The 19030-nt window shown below is 68.4% G+C and carries 18 protein-coding genes and 1 pseudogene; 8 read left to right on the top strand and 11 right to left on the bottom strand.

The annotated features are described in order from the left end of the window. Window positions 1-2 precede the first annotated feature (2 nt). Together AB0H61_RS27665 and AB0H61_RS27660 are read right to left on the bottom strand one after the other, a co-directional pair. A complete protein-coding gene (locus AB0H61_RS27665; protein WP_357310057.1) occupies window positions 3-938 on the bottom strand; it encodes a 4-(cytidine 5'-diphospho)-2-C-methyl-D-erythritol kinase in 936 nt (311 codons plus the stop codon). Window positions 939-1014: 76 nt separating this feature from the next. Beyond that, window positions 1015-1767, bottom strand: a complete 753-nt coding sequence (locus tag AB0H61_RS27660; protein ID WP_357310055.1) for an SDR family oxidoreductase — start codon at window positions 1765-1767, stop codon at window positions 1015-1017. A gap of 77 nt (window positions 1768-1844) precedes the next feature. Between AB0H61_RS27660 and AB0H61_RS27655 the strand changes: the two genes are divergently transcribed. From AB0H61_RS27655 to AB0H61_RS27635, 5 genes are all read left to right on the top strand, one after another. Continuing rightward, the gene (locus tag AB0H61_RS27655) at window positions 1845-2447 is read left to right on the top strand and encodes a TetR/AcrR family transcriptional regulator (RefSeq protein WP_357310054.1); all 603 of its coding nucleotides are present in this window, start codon (window positions 1845-1847) and stop codon (window positions 2445-2447) included. A 78-nt stretch (window positions 2448-2525) separates the two neighbouring features. Further along, window positions 2526-2732, top strand: coding sequence for a copper ion binding protein (locus AB0H61_RS27650; RefSeq protein ID WP_357310052.1), 207 nt, complete (start codon window positions 2526-2528; stop codon window positions 2730-2732). Next, a complete protein-coding gene (locus tag AB0H61_RS27645; protein WP_357310049.1) occupies window positions 2732-3640 on the top strand; it encodes a hypothetical protein in 909 nt (302 codons plus the stop codon). The genes AB0H61_RS27650 and AB0H61_RS27645 overlap by 1 nt, the downstream gene beginning before the upstream one ends. Beyond that, window positions 3637-5988, top strand: a complete 2352-nt coding sequence (locus AB0H61_RS27640) for a heavy metal translocating P-type ATPase (RefSeq protein WP_357310047.1) — start codon at window positions 3637-3639, stop codon at window positions 5986-5988. The genes AB0H61_RS27645 and AB0H61_RS27640 overlap by 4 nt, the downstream gene beginning before the upstream one ends. 18 nt (window positions 5989-6006) lie before the next feature. After that, window positions 6007-6237: a cytochrome P450 gene (locus AB0H61_RS27635; RefSeq protein WP_357310138.1), complete on the top strand. Its 231-nt coding sequence runs from the start codon at window positions 6007-6009 to the stop codon at window positions 6235-6237. A gap of 41 nt (window positions 6238-6278) precedes the next feature. On the opposite strand, the gene rsmA is transcribed toward AB0H61_RS27635, so the two are convergent. From rsmA to AB0H61_RS27615, 4 genes are all read right to left on the bottom strand, one after another. After that, window positions 6279-7160, bottom strand: a complete 882-nt coding sequence (gene rsmA / locus AB0H61_RS27630) for a 16S rRNA (adenine(1518)-N(6)/adenine(1519)-N(6))-dimethyltransferase RsmA (protein ID WP_357310045.1) — start codon at window positions 7158-7160, stop codon at window positions 6279-6281. A gap of 104 nt (window positions 7161-7264) precedes the next feature. Continuing rightward, window positions 7265-8431 (bottom strand): lipase family protein, encoded by a 1167-nt coding sequence (locus AB0H61_RS27625; protein WP_357310043.1) that lies wholly within the window; start codon window positions 8429-8431, stop codon window positions 7265-7267. 94 nt (window positions 8432-8525) lie between these two features. Then, window positions 8526-9653, bottom strand: a complete 1128-nt coding sequence (locus tag AB0H61_RS27620) for a transglycosylase family protein (RefSeq protein ID WP_357310041.1) — start codon at window positions 9651-9653, stop codon at window positions 8526-8528. Between the two features lie 144 nt (window positions 9654-9797). Further along, the gene (locus tag AB0H61_RS27615; protein ID WP_357310038.1) at window positions 9798-10655 is read right to left on the bottom strand and encodes a TatD family hydrolase; all 858 of its coding nucleotides are present in this window, start codon (window positions 10653-10655) and stop codon (window positions 9798-9800) included. A gap of 68 nt (window positions 10656-10723) precedes the next feature. On the opposite strand from AB0H61_RS27615, the pseudogene metG reads away from it, so the two are divergent. Next, window positions 10724-12289, top strand: a pseudogene (gene metG / locus AB0H61_RS27610) (methionine--tRNA ligase); the annotation flags it as partial. A 55-nt stretch (window positions 12290-12344) separates the two neighbouring features. Here metG and AB0H61_RS27605 read toward each other — a convergent pair. Together AB0H61_RS27605 and rsmI are read right to left on the bottom strand one after the other, a co-directional pair. Continuing rightward, window positions 12345-13097, bottom strand: coding sequence for an isocitrate lyase/phosphoenolpyruvate mutase family protein (locus AB0H61_RS27605; RefSeq protein ID WP_357310036.1), 753 nt, complete (start codon window positions 13095-13097; stop codon window positions 12345-12347). Between the two features lie 71 nt (window positions 13098-13168). Then, window positions 13169-14017, bottom strand: coding sequence for a 16S rRNA (cytidine(1402)-2'-O)-methyltransferase (gene rsmI, locus AB0H61_RS27600; RefSeq protein WP_357310136.1), 849 nt, complete (start codon window positions 14015-14017; stop codon window positions 13169-13171). Between the two features lie 220 nt (window positions 14018-14237). Between rsmI and AB0H61_RS27595 the strand changes: the two genes are divergently transcribed. Continuing rightward, window positions 14238-15839, top strand: a complete 1602-nt coding sequence (locus AB0H61_RS27595; RefSeq protein ID WP_357310034.1) for a phospholipid carrier-dependent glycosyltransferase — start codon at window positions 14238-14240, stop codon at window positions 15837-15839. A gap of 7 nt (window positions 15840-15846) precedes the next feature. Here the strand turns inward: AB0H61_RS27595 and AB0H61_RS27590 are convergent, their stop codons facing one another. Further along, window positions 15847-16209, bottom strand: a complete 363-nt coding sequence (locus AB0H61_RS27590; protein WP_357310134.1) for a GntR family transcriptional regulator — start codon at window positions 16207-16209, stop codon at window positions 15847-15849. Window positions 16210-16216: 7 nt separating this feature from the next. Further along, window positions 16217-17479 (bottom strand): arginine deiminase, encoded by a 1263-nt coding sequence (gene arcA, locus AB0H61_RS27585; protein ID WP_357310032.1) that lies wholly within the window; start codon window positions 17477-17479, stop codon window positions 16217-16219. Window positions 17480-17649: 170 nt separating this feature from the next. Here arcA and soxR point away from each other — a divergent pair, with 170 nt between their 5' ends. Then, window positions 17650-18135 (top strand): redox-sensitive transcriptional activator SoxR, encoded by a 486-nt coding sequence (gene soxR / locus AB0H61_RS27580; RefSeq protein WP_357310029.1) that lies wholly within the window; start codon window positions 17650-17652, stop codon window positions 18133-18135. On the opposite strand, the gene AB0H61_RS27575 is transcribed toward soxR, so the two are convergent. Continuing rightward, window positions 18104-18958, bottom strand: a complete 855-nt coding sequence (locus AB0H61_RS27575; RefSeq protein ID WP_357310027.1) for an SDR family oxidoreductase — start codon at window positions 18956-18958, stop codon at window positions 18104-18106. The two genes, soxR and AB0H61_RS27575, sit on opposite strands and share 32 nt — an antisense overlap. Window positions 18959-19030 lie beyond the last annotated feature (72 nt).

Below are 19030 nucleotides of genomic sequence, written 5' to 3'. Positions count from 1 at the left end.
GCTCAGCGCCTGCCGTGGGTATCCGCGTTGAGCACCCGGGCGCCCGGGACCGGGCCGGTGGCGGTGCGGACGCTACGCGCGACACCGGCGCCCGCGAGTTCGGCGGCCACCGCGACGGCGGCGTCCTCACTGTCGCAGAGGAATGCGCAGGTGGGCCCGGAGCCGGAGACCAGACCGGCGAGCGCACCCGCACCGACACCCGCGCGCAGGGTGCGGCGCAGCTCCGGCTTCAGCGAGACCGCCGCCGCCTGGAGATCATTACCCAGCAGGGGTGCAAGCTGTTTCGGGTCGCCGGAGGCCAGTGCCTGCATCAGCTGCTGCGGTTCACCGAGCCGGGGCGGGTCGCCGATCTCCCGGAGCCGGTCCAGTTCGGCGAAGACCGCCGGGGTGGACAACCCGCCCTTGGCCAGCGCGAGCACCCAGTGAAAGGTATTGCGGGACAACACCGGGAGCAGTCGCTCACCCCGGCCGGTACCGAGCGCGGTACCCCCGTGCAGCGCGAAGGGCACATCGCTGCCGAGTTCGGCTGCGACCGCGGCCAATTCGTCGCGAGAGAGCCCGATGTCCCACAATTCGTTGAGCCCGACCAACGCGGCGGCGGCGTCCGCGCTGCCGCCGGCCATGCCGCCCGCCACCGGAATCCCCTTGGTGATGGCGATCTCGACCAGCGGCGCCCGGCCCGCCAGATGCGCCAGCCGGACCGCGGCCTTCCACACCAGGTTGTTCCGGTCCGTCGGCACCTCCGCCGCACCCTCGCCGGCGACCCGGACGCTCAGCGCGGCCGACGGCGAGATCTGTAGATCGTCGCTCAGCGATAGCGCCTGGAATACGGTGGTCAGATCGTGGTAGCCGTCCGCGCGCAGGTCACCGACTCCGAGGTGGAGGTTCACCTTCGACGGCGCGCGCACGGTGACGGGGCTGGGCACTACTGACAACACGATGCTCAAGCCTAACCGGTGGGTACGACACCCGTCGCGCTCTCCATGAGCCATTCACCTCTTGGGCGCAATTCGGTTACAGCAGCACACCCCCGGTGGCATCGATCCACTGGCCGGTCACCCAACGCGAGTCCTCCGAGGCCAGGAAGGCGACGATATCCGCGACATCGGCGGGCTGCCCGACCCGGTTCAACGGGGACCACCCGGCGACCATCGCCTCGGTCTCGGGGTTACGCAGCCAGCCGGCGTTCATATCGGTGTCGATCACACCGGGCGCCACCGCGTTGACGGTGATACCGCGCGCCCCGAGCTGCTTGGCGAGGGTCTGGGTGAAGACATTGAGCGCGCCCTTGGTCATCGTGTACGCGATCAGCTGCGGCATCTTCGCGCCGTGCGTCAGCCCGGTGGAGGTGTTGACGATGCGCCCACCGTCGCGCAACCGGTCCAGACCGAGTTTGGTGACGAAGAACGGCGCCTTGGTGTTCACCGCGAAGACCCGGTCGAAGGATTCCTCGTCGGTCCCGCCGATCGGTTCCCGGATGCCGTCGATACCCGCGTTGTTGACCAGGATGTCGAGACCGTCGGCATGCGCGTCGAAGGCCTCCCACAGCGCCGCGGCATCGCCGGGCACGCCGAGTTCGGCCCGGATGGCGAAGGCGGAGCCGCCCGCTGCCTCGACGGCGGCGACGGTGCCCTTCGCCGCCTCCTCATTGCCGTTGTAATGCACCGCGACCCGCGCGCCGTCGCGTCCCAGTCGCTCGGCGACAGCGCGTCCGATCCCCCGGCTGCCACCGGAGACGAGTGCGGTCTTACCCGTGAGTGCGCCCATATCGGGCCCCTTTCTCTAGCGATCACTACAGAAGGGACGTTAGCACATTGTCTAGCGATCGCTATAAAATAAATGTCATGAACGCACCCGCCCGGGGACGACCCCGCTCGTTCGATCGAGACGCCGCCCTCGACAAGGCGCTGCGACTGTTCTGGACGCGCGGCTACGAAGCGACCTCGATCGGCGACCTGACCGCCGAACTCGGCATCGGCGCCCCGAGCCTGTACGCGGCCTTCGGCGATAAGGCCAAGCTGTTCGCCGAGGTGGTCCAGACCTTCGGCGCACGCTACGGCGGATTCGTGACGCGGGCGCTCGCCCAAGAAACGACGGCCGAGGCCGCGGTGCGGCGCATCCTGCGCGACGCGGCCACCGAATACAGCAGGCCGGACTGCCCGCACGGCTGCCTGGTGATGAGCGCCGGCGTCAACACCACCAGCCCGGAGATCGCGGATCTGTTGCGGGACATGCGCAATCGGAATATCGGAGTCTTCACCGACCGCATCCGGGCCGATATCGACGCGGGTATTCTGCCCGCGAATACCGACGCACCCACCCTGGCCCGCTATATCGGCACGGTCATGCAGGGCATGTCGCAGGCCGCCCGCGACGGCGCGAGCCGGGAGGAGTTGGAGCGGGTTGCCGAGTTGGCCATCCACGGCTGGACCGAAGGCTTGCGCTAGATACCCATGGGGGGTATCTTCGATCTCGTCGGGGATACCCCTGGACCGTATGATCGAATATGAGCGAAGGAGTCGGAGATGGCCACCACCACCTACACCGTCAAGGGCATGACCTGCGGGCACTGCGTCAGCTCGGTCAAGTCCGAGATCGGCAAGATCGACGGGGTGACCAGCGTCGACGTCGACCTCGCGACCGGCGCGGTCCGCGTGGACAGCACAGCCCCGGTCGCCGACGCCGATATCGTCGCCGCCGTGGACGAGGCAGGCTACGAGGTCGCCGTCTAATGCAGGACCGGCTGAAGTTCGCCGCGGTCGGCGTGGGGTTGATCGCCCTGTTCGGCGCCGCGCTCGGTATCGGAGCCCTGGTGGGCGATCCGGCCGGGCCCGCGTCGGACCACGGCGCCCAGCACGCCACCGAGGGCGTCGCGGCGACCGGGCTGTCGGATTCGGAGTCCGGCTACCGCCTGGTCGACCTGACCGCGCCCACCGCGCCGAACCAGGCCGGGACCCTGCAATTCCGTATCACCGGGCCGGACGGGACGCCGGTCACGCGCTTCACCACACAACACGAGAAGAAGCTGCATCTCATCGTCGTCCGGACGGATACCACCGGGTACCGGCACGTGCATCCGACCATGGATGCCGCGGGCGGCTGGTCGATCGACTGGTCATGGGCCGCGCCGGGAACCTACCGGGTGTTCGCCGATTTCATCCCCGAAACCGCCGGGAGCCCGGGCGATCTGGTGCTGAGCCGAACCGTGACCGTCGCCGGAGATCCGGCGTCACAGCCCCTGCCACCGGTCGCGGAGACCGCGAGCGTGGACGGCTACCGGGTCGCGCGCGGCGGCGAGCTGACCACCTCCGGCGGCAAGCTGCGTTTCACCATCTCTCGCGACGGCACGCCGGTCACCGATCTCGAACCGTATCTGGGCGCCAACGCGCATCTGGTCGCGTTGCGCGCCACGGACCTCGCCTACCTGCATGTCCACCCGCAAACCGACGGCACCCGTGGTCCGAATGTGGTGTTCCACGCGCAGGCGCCCGGTCCGGGGAGCTACCGGCTCTACCTCGACTTCGCACACGGCGGGACCGTGCGCACCGCCGAGTTCACCGTCGAGGCCGCGGCCGACGAAAAACTCACAGCGCCATCCACATCCGGTGGCGGCCATCACACCGGGGGCGGTCAGCGATGACCGCGCCCGCCGATCGGCGCTCGGTCGAGCTCGAGATCGGCGGGATGACCTGCGCTTCCTGCGCGACACGGATCGAGAAGAAGCTCAATCGGCTGGACGGTGTGACGGCTACCGTCAACTTCGCGACGGAAAAGGCAAAAGTCAGTTATCCACAGTCGATTTCGACGGATCGGTTGGTCGAGCTGGTCGAGGGCGCGGGGTATACGGCGCAGGTACCACCGCCGCCCGCAATGGAAACCGACCGGTTCGACACGACCCCCGGACCACTGACCGAACTCCGGCACCGGCTATGGGTCAGCATCGCCCTGGCGATTCCGGTCATCGCGATGGCGATGATCCCGGCACTGCAATTCGAGAACTGGCAATGGCTTTCGCTCACCCTCGCGGCACCGGTGGTCTGCTGGGGTGGCGCACCCTTCCACCGGGCGGCCTGGATCAACGCCCGGCACGGCACCGCGACCATGGACACACTGATCTCCGTCGGAACACTGGCCGCGTTCGGATGGTCGGTGTACGCGCTGTTCTTCGGACACGCGGGCATGCCGGGAATGAAGCACACGTTCAGCCTGGGAATCGAGCGCGCCGACGCGGCCGCCAATGTGTACTTCGAGGTCGCGGCCGGGGTGATCGTATTCATACTGGCCGGAAGGTATTTCGAGACCCTGGCCAAGGATCGGGCGGGCTCGGCGCTGCGTGCCATGTTCGAGCTCGGCGCCAAGGATGTAGCGGTACTGCGCGGCGGCGCCGAAGTCCGGATCCCCATCGGCGAACTGCGGGTGGGTGAGCTGTTCCTGGTGCGTCCCGGGGAGAAGGTGGCGACAGATGGCGTTGTCGTCGAGGGCGATTCGACCCTGGACCTGAGCCTGCTGACCGGTGAATCACGTCCCGTCGAGGTCGGCCCCGGCGACGCGGTGATCGGCGCGACGGTCAATGCGAGCGGCATGCTGACCGTGCGCGCCACCCGGATCGGCGCCGACACCCAACTCGCCCAGATGGCGGCGCTGGTCGAGGAGGCACAGAACAGCAAGGCGCCGGTGCAGCGGCTGGCCGACCGGGTAGCCGGGGTATTCGTGCCGGCCGTCTTCGTGATCGCCGCCCTGACGCTGGGCGCGTGGTTGCTCAGCGGCGCGCCCGCGGCGGTGGCGTGCGGCGCGGCCGTCGCCGTCTTGATCATCGCCTGCCCCTGCGCCCTCGGATTGGCCACGCCCACCGCGCTGCTCGTCGGCACGGGGCGCGGCGCGCAGCTGGGGATCCTGATCAAAGGGCCGCAGATACTCGAGTCCACACGACAAATCGATACCGTGGTGCTGGATAAGACGGGAACGGTCACCACCGGCCGGATGAGGCTCACCGAGGTCATCCCCGCCACGGGCCGCAATCCCCGCGGCGACGTTCCGACCGGCGTGGCCGCCGCCCACGCCGAACGGGCACCCGGCACCGCGGCATCCACCCCGACCGTCGCCGACACTCCCGAACGCGCGGTACTGGCGACCGCCGCGGCCGATCAGGTGCTGGCGATCGCGGCGGCCGTCGAGCACGGGTCCGAGCATCCGGTTGCCCGAGCCGTCGTCGCCGGTGCGCGCGAACGCGGGATCGCCGTGCCAGCGGTGCGGGAATTCGTCAGTCACGGCGGCAAAGGCGTGCGGGGCGTGGTGGACGGGCGGTCCGTCGTCATCGGACGCGATGAGCTGCTGAACGACTGCGCGATCACGGTGCCGGAATCGGTGGCGGTGGCACGGGCCACGGCCGAACGGGACGGGAGTACGGCGGTCGCGGTCGCCTGGGACGGTATCGCGCGTGGCGTGCTGGTACTCGCCGACGCGATCAAGCCGACCAGCGCCGAGGCGATCGCCGATCTGCGGCGGCTCGGCCTGACACCGGTGCTGCTGACCGGGGACAATGCCGCCACCGCGGAGTCCGTCGCGGCGCAGGCCGGCATCGACGCGGTAATCGCCGAGGTGCTGCCCGGAGCCAAACTGGCCGCGATCCGCGGACTCCAGGAGCGGGGCAAGGTGGTGGCGATGGTCGGGGACGGCGTCAACGATGCCGCCGCGCTCGCGCAAGCGGATCTCGGTCTGGCGATGGGCACCGGCACCGATGTCGCCATCGAGGCGAGCGACATCACCCTGGTCCGCGGTGATCTCCGCACTGTCGGCACCGCGATTCGGCTGTCCCGCGCCACCTTACGAACCATCAAAGGGAATCTGTTCTGGGCCTTCGGCTACAACGTGGCGGCGATTCCGCTCGCGGCGGCGGGGCTGCTGAATCCGATGCTCGCCGGCGCGGCCATGGCGCTGTCGAGCATCTTCGTCGTGAGCAACAGCCTGCGCCTACGCAGCTTCCGCTAATTCCGCAATCGCGTCGCTATCGACCGCGCCGATCTCACCGACCACCTCGCCTTCGGTTCGGGCATCCATTACTGCATCGGCAGCGCCCTTGCCCGCATGGAGGCCACCGCCGCCCTGGAACAGATCGCCCGCCGCATGCCCGATATGGCGCCCGCGGGCGCACCGACCCGCATCGCCAGCCCCGTCCTGCGCGGTCTGCGCACCCAGCCGATCACCATCAGCCCTGCCGAAGTTCCGACCGGTCGATAGCCGGGCGACGGTCGCGGGACGACAGCGTGGGCGACCGCCGATCAGATCTGGGCGGCGAGGCGTACGTAGGCGGCCGTGTCGAGGGTTTCGCCGCGAGCCGTCGGGTCGATGCCCGCCGCCACAAGGCGGCGTTCGGCCTCGGGCGCCGATCCGGCCCAGCCGGACAGGGCCGCGCGCAGGGTTTTGCGGCGCTGGGCGAAGGCGGCGTCGACGACTTCGAAGACACGGCGGCGATGGTCGGCATCCATGGACCAGGGCGGCTCGGCATAGCGCTCGACGCGCACCAGCCCGGATTCGACCCGCGGCACCGGCCAGAACACCTGGGTGCCGACCGCGCCCGCGCGGCGCACGGTGCCGAAGAATCCGGCCTTGACGCTGGGAACGCCGTAGATACGGCTACCGGGTTCGGCGGCCAGCCGGTCCGCGACCTCGGCCTGCACCATCACCAATGAGGTTGTCAGGCTGGGGAGTTCGGCGAGCAGGTGCAGTAGCACCGGGACCGCGACGTTGTACGGCAGATTCGCCACCAGGGCGGTGGGTGTGGCCGGGAGATCCGTCGCGGCGACCCGCAGCGCGTCGGCCTCGACCACCCGCAGCCGGTCGGCCAGCTCCGGCGCACGATCCGCGACGGTCACCGGAAGGTGCTGCGCGAGCACCGGATCGATTTCGACCGCCACCACCGAATCGACCACGTCGAGCAATGCCAGCGTCAGCGATCCCAGCCCCGGCCCGACCTCGAGTACGGTGTCCGCGCGCCCCACCCGCGCCGCCGCGACGATCCGCCGCACCGTATTCGCGTCGTGTACGAAGTTCTGCCCGAGCTGCTTGGTCGGCCGCACGCCGAAGCGCTCGGCCAGCGTCCGCACCTCGGCGGGCCCCAGCAGCGCGGCGCTCCCACGAGCGGAGATATCAGGTTCGGACACCCGAAGAACCTACCAAGCTGCACCCTCCGTGCCGCACCGCACCGGATCACCGCCCGCGCCGCGCACCACGGCGGCGAACGGCGTCCCCCGAACGTACGACCGGGTCAGCGCTGGGTCGGGGTGGATCGGATGCGAGCCAGGAAGGCGTCCATGGCGGCTTCCATCTGCGGGTTGAGTTCGCAGTGCCGGCCGGTGCCGGTGACCACCTGGAAGTCGACGCGGTTAGCGGCGAGCTGGGTGGCGAGGGCGGCGTGCAGCGGTGACGGGACGATCGTGTCGGTGACGTTCAGCAGCAACAGGATCGGCGCGTCGTAACCGGCGGTGGGGACGGTGAGGTAGGCGTCGAGGCCGGTGCGGATGCGGTCGTCGGCGAGCGGCTGGGCGAGGATGTCGCCGACGCCGAGGCCCGCGACGCGGGCGATGATCCGGTCCAGGCAGAGCGGGCCGATATCGTCGAGCACGGCCTTGCCCTGCGGCGTCAGGTACCGGTCCACGTCGAGGTCGGGGCGTTCCGCGCGCAGCCCGGCCAGGATGCTGACGAAGAAGCTCATCAGGCCCTGGGTATTCGCCACCGCCGGAATCAAGGGACCGGCCAGCGGCAGCACCTTCTCGACATCGGACTCCGGGTCGATCGCGATGGTGCCCCGGAAATCGAGGTCGGGGGCGTAGGTCTGCTGGAGGTGGCCGGTGCCGAGCGCCGCCTGGCCGCCCTGCGAAACGCCGATCACGCCCCAGGTGCGCGATAGTTCCGGACGCACCGACCGGACGGCGCGCACCAGGTCGATGGTCGAGGTCGCTTCGGTCCGGATCCCCAGGTACGGGTGCGGTCCGGTATCGAAGAGGCCGAGCCCGAGGTAGTCGGGGGCCACCACGGCGAAGCCCTGCTGGACCAGGTGCCGGATGATCTCGTCCTGTCTGGCCATGGCGACCGGGTACGGGTACTTCGCCGGATCGGCTTGTCCGCCACAGCCGGGGCCGAGTCCGGCGGTGCCGTGGTCGAAGGCCATGATCGGCCAGCCGTCCGGCGGCGGTGGCCCCGCGGGGACGAAGAGCGAACCGCTGGCCGGGCGAGGCGTGCCGGCCGAATCGGCCATCCAGTATTCGACCGTCGAGCCGCCGGACATCCCGTGCCAGCCGTCCGGCTGTGCCCGCACCGCGATAACCGTGCCCGCCGATTCGGCGTGCGCGGGCGCGGCATGCGCCAGCAGCACCACACTCGCCGACAGCGTGGCCGCCGCCACGGCGCGCTTGAAGCCCCGGACACTTCGCATCGAACACCTCCCAGACCCGATACCGTCACAAACCTGGACGAGTGTACTGATCTGCCGCCCCGGCCACGCCCGACACGACCGTGGCGAAAGGCTCCTAGCTCAGTCCGAGTCTGCCGGTGCAGGCGGGCCAGGCGCCCCAGCCCTGACGAGCCCGGGTCACCTCGGCGATCGCGATCTGCTCCTCGCGGGTGGCGAGGTCGGCGCGCGGCGCGTAGCGCAGGCCGCCCTGGCGTTCCCAGGTGCTCTGATCGAACTGGATGCCGCCGTAATAGCCATTACCGGTGTTGATCGACCAGTTGCCGGTCGACTCACAGCGAGCCAGCGCGTCCCAGATCGCGCCGTCACGCACCGGCGGCACCTCGGTGCCGGGCTTGGCGCCCTTGCGCACGGTCTTCGGCTGCGCGGGCACGGTGACATTGTTGGCGACCTGCTGCCTGCCGACCTCTTGGCCGTTGACCATGGTCACCGCGAAGGTGACGTCCTGAACGCCCGGCGCACCGGGGCTCTCGACCACGGTGCGGCTCATGTTCAGGCTCTCGTCTTCGATGACGTTCTCCGGCGGATCCAGCGGCAGCGTTTCGGTGCGCCGTTCGATTCGCTTGCGGGTCACCACGATCCGCAGACCCTCGGTGAGCGGGGTGGTCGCCGCGGGCTCCACGCTATCCTGCTCGATCAGCGGAATACCGGCCACGGCGAGGAATTCGCCGACGGTCGGGGCCGCCAGCCGGACGTCGACCGGATTGCCGATGCCGTCCAGCAGCGAGATATTGCGCGGGCTGGAGACCTGCAATGTCGCACCGGCCAGCGGCAGTCGCTCGTTACGCCCCGGCGAGACATGCATCTCGGCCGGAAGCTTCAACTGGTCGAGTGCTTCGCCCGCGGTCAGTCCGGTGGTCCACACCTTCTGGGCTTTGCCGTCCACCGCCAGCGTGACCTCACGGGCCCGGTTGAACACGATCGTGGCGCCGTCGACCAGCGACGTGGCCAGGTTCGGCCGCACCATGTCACGATCGGTGACATAGAAGCCGGCGGCGCGCAGCACCCCGGCGACATTGCGCGACATGGTGGACTGGGTGGACTTCTCGCCGTCCACCACGACCGTGACCGTCTTGCGGTTCACGATCGCCATCGCCGCGCCCACGATCAACGTCATCAGCAGCGCTCCGACCGCCGCGTACAGCAGCGGCGACCGGGACTCGTTGATCCGGGTGAAGGGGGACATGGTCACAGTACGATAACGAAGGGTTCTGGGGTCGACAAGCGTAGCTACGGGAACAGCAGCTTTCGATATCACGAAGCGATATAGACATCGCAGGTGAATCACGAAACGGGGTCAGCATAGTGACCTAAAACACATTTCGCGGGTTCAGTCCCCTTGCGGGTATTGCATATCGCTACGGATGCCGTAGACGCGCCGGGCATTGGCCGTAGTGATCTCCGCCAGCTCGAACGGATCCTGTTCACGCAATTCGGCCAGCGCGCGCACGGTGTACGGCAGGCAATACGGCTCGTTCGGCGCGCCACGGAACGGATGCGGCGTGAGATAGGGCGCGTCGGTTTCCACCAGGATCTGATCGTCCGGCACCACCTGGGCGGCCTCGCGCAATTCGTGGGCGTTCTTGAAACTGACCGTTCCGGAGAAGCTGAGAATGTAGCCCTCGGCCACACATGACAGCGCCATATTCGTGTCCGAGGAGAAGCAATGGAAGATCACCGTCGATGGCGCGCCCTCATCCAGCAGCACCGTGAGCAGATCGTGATCGGCCTCGCGGTTGTGGATCATCAGCGGCTTGCGCAGCCGTTTCGCCAGATCGATATGCCAGCGGAATCCCTCGACCTGCGTCTCGATATCGGCGCAGCCCTCCAACTTGCCCGGCCAGTAGTAGTCCAGTCCGGTCTCACCGACCGCCACGACGCGCGGGTCGGCGGCCAGCCGTTCCAGTTCGGCCTTGGCCGCGTCGTCCAGGGCATCGGCGCGGGTCGGATGCAGCGCGACCGCCGCGTAGACCCGCGGGTCCCACCGGGCGGCTTGTACGGCCCACCGCGCGGCGGCCAGATCGTCGGCGACGGTGACCACGGCGCCGACCCCGGCGGACGCGGCCCGGTCCACCATCACGGCAACCGAATCCGCGTCGGTGGCGCCGCACGCGTCCAGGTGCGTATGCGCATCGACCAGCGGCGCAAGCGGTTCCGGCGAATCCGGCGCGGGACGCTTACTGTTCACCGGTGGACTCCTGCGGCTACGGGGATATTCGATCGAGCGACTGAGAGCACGCGCATTACAGTAGACACACCATGAGTGCAGCCGACCGCCCCGCCTTCTACGTGACCACGGCCATCGCCTATCCCAACGGTGCGCCGCATATCGGGCATGCCTACGAGTACATCTCGGCGGATGCCATCGCCCGGTTCAAGCGGCTCGACGGATACGACGTGTTCTTCATGACCGGCACCGACGAGCACGGCCAGAAGATGCAGCAGACCGCGGTCGCCGAGGGTGTGCCCGTCGAGGAGCTGGCGGCGCGCAACTCGGACGTGTTCGAGGCATTGGACAAGGCGCTCGACATCAGCTTCGACCGCTTCATCCGCACCACCGACGCGGACCATCAGACCGCGAGCGTGGCCATCTGGGAGCGGATGCTCGCCAACGGCGACATCTACCTCGGCAACTACTCCGGCTGGTACTCGGTGCGCGACGAGGCCTTCTACACCGACGAGGAGACCACACTCCTCGAGGACGGCACCCGCATCTCCACCGACACCAGGACACCGGTCGAGTGGACCGAGGAGTCCAACTACTTCTTCAAGCTGTCGGAGTATCAGGACAAGCTGCTCGCCCTCTACGACGAGCATCCCGAATTCATCTCGCCCGCAACGCGTCGCAACGAGATCGTCAGCTACGTCAAGGCCGGGCTGAAGGATCTGTCCATCTCGCGCACCACCTTCGACTGGGGCGTGCCGGTGCCCGGCCACCCCGATCACGTGATGTACGTCTGGGTGGACGCGCTCACCAACTACATCACCGGCGTCGGCTTCCCCGATACCGGATCCGCCGCGTTCCAGCGGTTCTGGCCCGCCGATCTGCACATCATCGGCAAGGACATCACCCGATTCCACACCGTGTACTGGCCCGCGTTCCTGATGTCGGCCGGCGTGGAATTGCCGAAACGCGTATTCGTGCACGGGTTCCTGTACAACAAGGGCGAGAAGATGTCGAAGTCGGTCGGCAATGTGGTCGACCCGCTCGCACTGGTCGACGAGTACGGCTTGGACGCGGTGCGCTTCTTCCTGCTGCGCGAGATCTCCTACGGGCAGGACGGCAGCTACAGCCACGAGGCCATCGTCGGCCGGATCAACGCCGACCTCGCCAATGAGTTCGGCAATCTGGTGCAGCGCAGCCTCACCATGGTGAACAAGAACTGCGACGCCCAGGTGCCGACCCCCGGCGAGTTCACCGCCGAGGACCGCGCGCTGCTCGAGCGCGCCGATGCCCTGCTCGAGCGCTGCCGCGCCGAATTCGACACGCAGCAAATGCATCTGGCGCTGGAGGCGATCTGGCTGACGCTGGGTGAGACGAACAAGTACTTCTCCGCGCAGCAGCCGTGGGCGCTGCGCAAGGCGGGTACCGAGGCGGATCTGGCGCGCATGGCGACCGTGCTGTACGTGACCCTCGAGGTGGTGCGTATCGTCGCGATCCTGGTGCAGCCGGTGGTGCCCGGCTCGGCGGCGAAGATCCTGGATCTGCTCGCCCAGCAGAACCGCACCTTCGCCGATATCGCGACCCGCCTGGTCCCCGGCGTGCCGCTGCCCGCCCCGGAGCCGGTCTATCCACGGTATGTGGAGCCCAAGGAAGCGTAAGGACGACGAATGCTCCACCCGGGCGAACCGCACCGGGTGGAGCATTCGGCGGGCGTTACTTCCAGCGGTCGAGCAGCCGGTTGGCCTCCTCCGCGAGGGCGAACTGGAGATAGGGTCCGAAGCTGATCCGGGCCACGCCCTGGTCGGCGAGCACGGCCTTATCGGACTTGTCCGGGAGCCCGATGGCATTGACCGGCAGCGGCAGTTCGGCGGTGAGTCGGCGCATATCGGCATCCGAGTGGCGACCGACGGGGTAGAGCACATCCGCGCCCGCCTCGGCCGCCAGCCTCAGCCGCGCGATGGCTCGGTCGACGCGGTCGGCCTCGTCGCCGTCCTGGCGCAGGAACAGATCGGTGCGGGCGTTGACGACCACATGCACCCCGGCCGCGTCGGCGAATTCGCGCAGACCTCGGACGAAGTCCGCGTGCTCCTCGGCCGTGCGCAGCCGCTTACCCTCACTGTGCACCGTGTCCTCGATATTCAGCCCGACCGCGCCCGCTTCCAGCAGCCCTTCGATGAGCTGGGCGGGCTCGAGCCCGTACCCGGATTCGATATCGACCGAAACCGGCACCTCGACGGCGCCGGTGATCTGCCGGACCCGGGTCAGCAGTTCGAGGAAGGTCATCCCTTCGCCGTCCTCGCGACCCACCGAATCCGCGACCGGATGGCTGCCCAGGGTCAGGGCCGAAAACCCGGCCGCCACCGCGAGGTTCGCCGACCACGCGTCCCACACCGTGGGCAGCACGGCCGGATCTCCGGGACGGTGCAACTCGAGAAACGACTTGGCTTTGCTCTCCAAAGAGGTCATGCACCGATCATCCGCCGTGCCCGCGCCACCCGGCGGTGTGACACTCGCCACCGGGGCACAACAGCCGGAAACTAGTCGGCGGCGCGGGCGGCGAGCACGGCGTCGTACAGTTCGCGCCGGGAGACACCCGCCATACCCGCCACCTCGCCGCACGCGTCCTTGAGCCGCATACCGCTCGCGGTGAGGGTCTCGACCTCCGCGACCAGGTCGGCGGGGTCGGCGGATTCGGGCCGTGCGCCCTCGAGCACGACCGTGATCTCGCCGCGGGCCCCGTCCACCGCCCAGGCCGCGAGTTCGGCGAGGGTGCCGCGCACGACCTCCTCGTAGGTTTTGGTGAGTTCGCGGCAGACCGCGACACGCCGATCCGGTCCGAGCACCTGGACCGCGTCGGCGAGGCATTCGGCCAGTCGGTGCGGGGCCTCGAAGAAGACGCAGGCCCGCGGCTCGGTGGTCAGGGTCCGCAGCCATTCGCGGCGTGCGCCGGATTTGCGGGGCGGGAAACCGTCGAAGCAGAACCGCTCGACCGGGAGCCCGGACAGGGCCAGCGCGGTGGTCACGGCGGAAGGACCGGGCAGGCAGGTCACCGGCAACTCGCGCTCGACGCAGGCGGCGACCATGCGGTAGCCGGGGTCACTGACCGAAGGCATGCCCGCATCGGTCACCAGCAGCACGGTGCGTCCGCCCGCGATATCACCGAGCAGCGCCGGGATCCGCGCGGTCTCCACATGGTCGTAGAAGCTGACCACGCGACCGGTGATCTCCACGTCGAGCGCCTTGGCCAGCGCTCGGGTGCGCCGGGTGTCCTCGGCGGCGACGATATCGGCGGTGGCCAGCGCGTCGCGCAGCCGTTGCGAGGCGTCACCGATGTCGCCCATCGGCGTCGCCGCCAGCACCAGCCTGCCGCCCGTGCCCCGGTTCATCGCTGCCGATTCGTCCGCCACCGCACTCCCCGCCTAGACCACATCGCCCGGCAATCGCCGGATCCGACACGCAGCCTAATAGGCGCCGTCGGAAGCGGCCGTCACCGTGCCGCGATCGGCCGTGCCAGGGCGCGGCAGCCGCTCGGGAGCGAGTGTGATTCCGAGGACGGCGCGCTCACCGATGCGCGTACCGCGGCCGGGGACCGCATACGATCGGGGCGTGACCCAGGTGACCTCCCGCGCGACCGCACCGTTCGGGACCGTGCCTTCGTGGTCGAGTCCCGCGCCGGTGCGACCGTCCCCCGATTTCGGGCCGACCGATACCCTGCGGGGCTGGCTGGTCACCGCATTCCTGACCGCGATCGCGGCGGTTACGCGGTTCACCATGCTGGACTATCCGACCGACGCGCGCACCCCGGTATTCGACGAGAAGCATTACGCGCCGCAGGGCTGGCAGATGCTGACCGGCGGCGGCGTCGAAGACAATCCCGGATACGGACTGGTGGTGCATCCGCCGGTCGGCAAGCAGCTGATCGCCCTCGGCGAGGCGATATTCGGATACAACGGCTGGGGCTGGCGTTTCACCGCCGCGCTGGCGGGCACCGTGCTGGTGCTGCTGGTGATCCGGATCGTGCGGCGCATGGCGCGCTCGACGCTGATCGGCGCGATCGCGGGCATCCTGCTCATCGCTGACGGACTCACCTTCGTCTCCTCGCGCATCGGCATGCTCGATATCTTCATGGCGCTGTTCGTCACCGCGGCCTTCGGCTGTCTGATCGTCGACCGCGACGAGGTGCGATTACGAATGGCGCGGGCCGACGCCGAGGGCCGCGTCGGCGTCACCCCGTGGGGACCTCGACTAGGTGTGCGCTGGTGGCGATTCGGTGCCGGCGTGCTGCTCGGATTGACCTGCGGCACCAAATGGTCCGGCATCTACTTCATTGTCGCGTTCGGTCTGCTCAGCGTCTTTTTCGACCTCTCGGCGCGACGCGCGTACCACGTGCGCAGGCCCTGGTTCGGGACGGCGCTGCGCGATGTGGGCCCGGCGCTCTACGCACTGGTGCTGATTCCGCTCGGGGTGTATCTCGCGACCTATTGGGCCTGGTTCGCCAGCGAGACCGGGGTGTACCGGTACGCGGTCGGCAATCAGGTCGGTACCGGCGGCGTCTGGTCGTTCCTGCCCGATGCGCTGCGCTCGCTCTGGTTCTACAGCGGCGAATCGCTCAATTTCCATGAGGGACTGACCAACTCCGCGGGCAATCAACACCCGTGGGAGTCGAAGCCGTGGACCTGGCCGATGGGACTGCGGCCGATGCTCTACTACTACGCCGACACCAATGTGCAGGGCTGCGGCCAATCCCAATGCATCAAGGCCGTGATGCTGATCGGTACGCCCGCGATCTGGTGGCTGGCCCTCCCGATACTCGGCTGGGCACTGTGGCGCAGCGTGGTCAAACGCGATTGGCGCTATGCCGCGGTGCTGACCGGATACGGCGCGGGCCTACTGCCCTGGTTCCTCACCCTGGACCGGCAGATGTACTACTTCTACGCGGTCCCGCTGGCCCCGTTCCTGGTGATGGCCGTCGCGCTGGTGCTCGGCGATATTCTCGGACCGGCCCGGAATTTCGCGATGCCACGACGCGCGACGGACACTTTCCTGCCGGCGCTGCCGAGCGAGCGGCACAGCCTCGGGCTGCTCGCGGTCTGCCTCTATCTGGGCCTGGTGATCGCCAACTTCATCTGGCTGTGGCCGATCCTCACGGCGTTGCCCATCACACCGGGCAACTGGCACGACCACCTGTGGTTGCCGAGCTGGCGCTGACACGCCGTCATCCGGATTCGAGTGCGGATCTGACATAGCGCAGCGCGGTTTCGTTATCCAACCCGAGTCGCCGGATGGCCGCCACATAGTCGGTCGCCGCGCGCCCGGCCGAGTCCCGGGTCGGGTCGCCCGAGGAGGCGATGAACGAGCCCTGTCTGCCCCGGGTTTCCAGCACACCGTCGGCCTCCAGCTCGCGATAGGCCCGGGCCACCGTATTCGGTGCGAGACCGAGTTCGGCCGCCAGCGCCCGCACGGTCGGGATCTTGGTACCCGCGGTCAATTCGCCCGCCTGCACCCGCGCGATGATGCCGAGGCGCAACTGCTCGTAGGGCGGCACCGAAGCATCGTGATTGATCGTGACCAGGAACATGGCGCGCTCACACGTCATCCCGGGCGAGCGGACAGGATAGGCAGCGCGGTCCGCCGCGGCCGGATCCCAGTTCCGACCCCGGAATCGGCAGCACCTCGATGCCCGCGTCCACCAGCCGCGCATTGGTCATCTCGTTGCGTTCGTAGGCGACGACCACCCCGGGCGCCAGCGCCAGGGTGTTGTTGCCGTCGTCCCACTGTTCACGTTCGGCGGTGACGCCGTCGAGTCCGGTATCGATCACCCGCAGTTTGCCGATCCCCATCGCCTCGGCGGCGGCGGGCAGGAACGGGTCGGGTCCCCGCATGGTCACGCCACCACCGCCCCGTGTCGATCCGTTGCGTCCGCCGTAGTCGTCTTCACGTCGAATTGTAAACGCGCACAATGAGTCTCGCACAGCGGAATACATCACCACCGCATCGGTGTCGACCATCGTGCAGACCGTATCCAGATGCATGGTCGCGCGATTCTGCGCGATCGGCACCACCAGCACGGTATGCGCCAGATCGTCGTCGAAGAGGCTGCGCGCCAAGGCTTCCGCGCCGGCCGGACTGGTGCGCTCGCCGACGCCGACCGCCACCACACCGGGTCCGAGTAACAGCACATCGCCGCCCTCGATGGGCGCGGTATGCGATTCGTAGGCGCGGCGCACCCCGAGGAAGCGCGGATGGAACGCGTAGATCAGATCGGTCAGCGAGGTTTCCCGCATCCGGGCGGGCAACGCCAACGAGGTGATCGCCACCCTCGGCCCGACCCAGAACGACGAGTCCCTGGTGAACAACAGATTGGGCAGCGGATCGATGACGAAATCCGCGCCGTGGTGCATCCGGCGCACCAGCGAGGCGGCATCCGGGCCGAACGGCAGCTCGTCGAAGGTCATCCCCGCCATCAGGATGTCGGCCAGATCCCTGGCGGGTACGCCGCGCAGGAATGCGGCGAGTTCGTCGGCCAGCGCATGCCCGAGCCTGCGCGCATCCACCCCGGCCGAGATGCCCTGGATGCGCGCGGCGCCGCTGACCGCGAGGGTCTCCGCGAGCAGGTCCGCCAGCAGCAGCACCTCGACTCCGCGTTCGCGCAATACCTCCGCGAAGGTGTCGTGTTCCTGCTGGGCCCGCTCCACCCACGGGATGCCGTCGAACAGCAGTTGGTCGTTATTGCGCGGGGTCAGCCTGCGCAACTCGTCACCGGGCCGGTGTAGGAGCACCGCACGCAGGGCTCCGACCTCGGAGCTCACCCCGAGGCGCGGGTCGTCGGTACCATCCGGCCCGCTCATATGCGGATCCTGTCCACGTCCCCCGGGCACAGCATCTGCTCCCATGGTCCGACCGTAGTTCGCGAATCGCATAAGAGCACGGAATTCGGCCCTCGAATACCCGGGGTGTCCGATTCTCACCCCAGCACACCCTAACCTAAAGTATTGTTTAGGTGAATGGAGGAGCGTGCATGTCGACAGCCGATTGGCGAGCTAAGGAACTGACCCCCGGGCAGCTGTCCGAGCGTAGCGGAGTAGCAGTCTCCGCGTTGCACTTCTACGAACGCGAAGGACTCATCACGAGTCGCCGCACCAGTGGAAACCAACGCCGCTACGCGCGGGAAACGCTGCGGCGGGTCGCATTCATCCGCATCTCGCAGCGAGTCGGCATACCGCTCAGCGAGATTCGGGCCGCACTGGACAAACTGCCGGAGGGCCGCACCCCGACCCGACGCGACTGGGAGACGCTGTCCACTACCTGGCGGACCGATCTCGACGACCGCATCAATCAGTTGATTCGCTTGCGCGACAACCTCACCGGCTGCATCGGCTGCGGCTGCCTGTCACTGGGCAGCTGCAAACTGGTGAACGAGCACGATCGGCTCGGCGTCGAAGGGCCCGGTGCGCGGGTGCTCGACACCCATCTCAATTGCCCGTCGAAGCCAGCAGTCTGTTGAACCGATCGCCCATGCGGCGCACGACGAACTCGTAAGGGAACGCGAATTTGCGGGCCCACCAATGGCCGACGCGAATATCGAACGAGGTGTAGACGAGGAACCGATTGCGTTCGACGCCACGCAGAATCGCGGCCGCCACCTGTTCCGGCGCCGCCGCGTGTTTGGTGAACGCCGCGGTGAGCCTGCGCACCCGCGGATCCTCCTTGTCCACCCCGACCAGTTCGAAGCTCCGCACGAGCGGCGTGTTCACCGCACCCGGCACCACCAGATGCACCGAGATTCCGTGGCGCTCCAACTCGAACCGCAACACCTCCGAGACGCCGCGAATACCGTACTTACCCGCGCTGTAGGCCGCGTGCCAGGGCAGCGCGAGCAGCCCGGCCGCCGAGGACACATTCACCAGCGCGCCGCCGCGACCCGCCCGAATCATCGGCGGCACGAAGTTCTCGATGACATGGATGGGGCCCATCAGGTTCACGTCCACCATGCGGCGCCAGTGCCGATGCTCCAGATTCTCGACGGTGCCCCAAGTGGAGGCACCCGCGATATTCATGACGATATCGAGACTGTCGTGCTCGGCGTGCACATCGGCGGTGAAGGAGGTGACGGCGTCGTAATCGGTGATATCGAGCGCCCGCGCGGCGAGGACGGTGCCCCCCGCCTCCCGGATCATCTCCGCGGTGTCCTCGAGCCCGTCGGCATCGATATCGGTGAGTACGAGCAGCGCCCCCGCATCGGCCGCGGCCAACGCGGTCGCCCGCCCGATCCCACTGGCCGCACCCGTCATCAATACCTTTGCCCCGCGCACACTCCGTCGCCCCACGCCCCCGCGCCTCAAACCTCGCACTGCGGATCCCATCTCGAGTAGCCCAGTTCCCGCAGGGTACTCGGGACA

Origin of the sequence: Nocardia sp. NPDC050710 (assembly GCF_040654375.1) — a bacterium.
Lineage (GTDB): Bacteria > Actinomycetota > Actinomycetes > Mycobacteriales > Mycobacteriaceae > Nocardia.
The sequence above is the reverse complement of the archived record's forward strand: the minus strand, read 5'-3'. Positions and strand labels throughout refer to the sequence as shown.

Coding starts and splice junctions, on each gene's coding strand:
- AB0H61_RS27590 (WP_357310134.1), bottom strand. CDS start 16,209: ATGTTCCTGGTCACGATCAATCACGATGCTTCGGTGCCGCCCTACGAG.
- AB0H61_RS27625 (WP_357310043.1), bottom strand. CDS start 8,431: ATGCGAAGTGTCCGGGGCTTCAAGCGCGCCGTGGCGGCGGCCACGCTG.
- rsmI (WP_357310136.1), bottom strand. CDS start 14,017: ATGAACCGGGGCACGGGCGGCAGGCTGGTGCTGGCGGCGACGCCGATG.
- soxR (WP_357310029.1), top strand. CDS start 17,650: ATGTCGACAGCCGATTGGCGAGCTAAGGAACTGACCCCCGGGCAGCTG.
- AB0H61_RS27640 (WP_357310047.1), top strand. CDS start 3,637: ATGACCGCGCCCGCCGATCGGCGCTCGGTCGAGCTCGAGATCGGCGGG.
- AB0H61_RS27650 (WP_357310052.1), top strand. CDS start 2,526: ATGGCCACCACCACCTACACCGTCAAGGGCATGACCTGCGGGCACTGC.
- AB0H61_RS27605 (WP_357310036.1), bottom strand. CDS start 13,097: ATGACCTCTTTGGAGAGCAAAGCCAAGTCGTTTCTCGAGTTGCACCGT.
- AB0H61_RS27655 (WP_357310054.1), top strand. CDS start 1,845: ATGAACGCACCCGCCCGGGGACGACCCCGCTCGTTCGATCGAGACGCC.
- arcA (WP_357310032.1), bottom strand. CDS start 17,479: ATGAGCGGGCCGGATGGTACCGACGACCCGCGCCTCGGGGTGAGCTCC.
- AB0H61_RS27620 (WP_357310041.1), bottom strand. CDS start 9,653: ATGTCCCCCTTCACCCGGATCAACGAGTCCCGGTCGCCGCTGCTGTAC.
- AB0H61_RS27645 (WP_357310049.1), top strand. CDS start 2,732: ATGCAGGACCGGCTGAAGTTCGCCGCGGTCGGCGTGGGGTTGATCGCC.
- AB0H61_RS27660 (WP_357310055.1), bottom strand. CDS start 1,767: ATGGGCGCACTCACGGGTAAGACCGCACTCGTCTCCGGTGGCAGCCGG.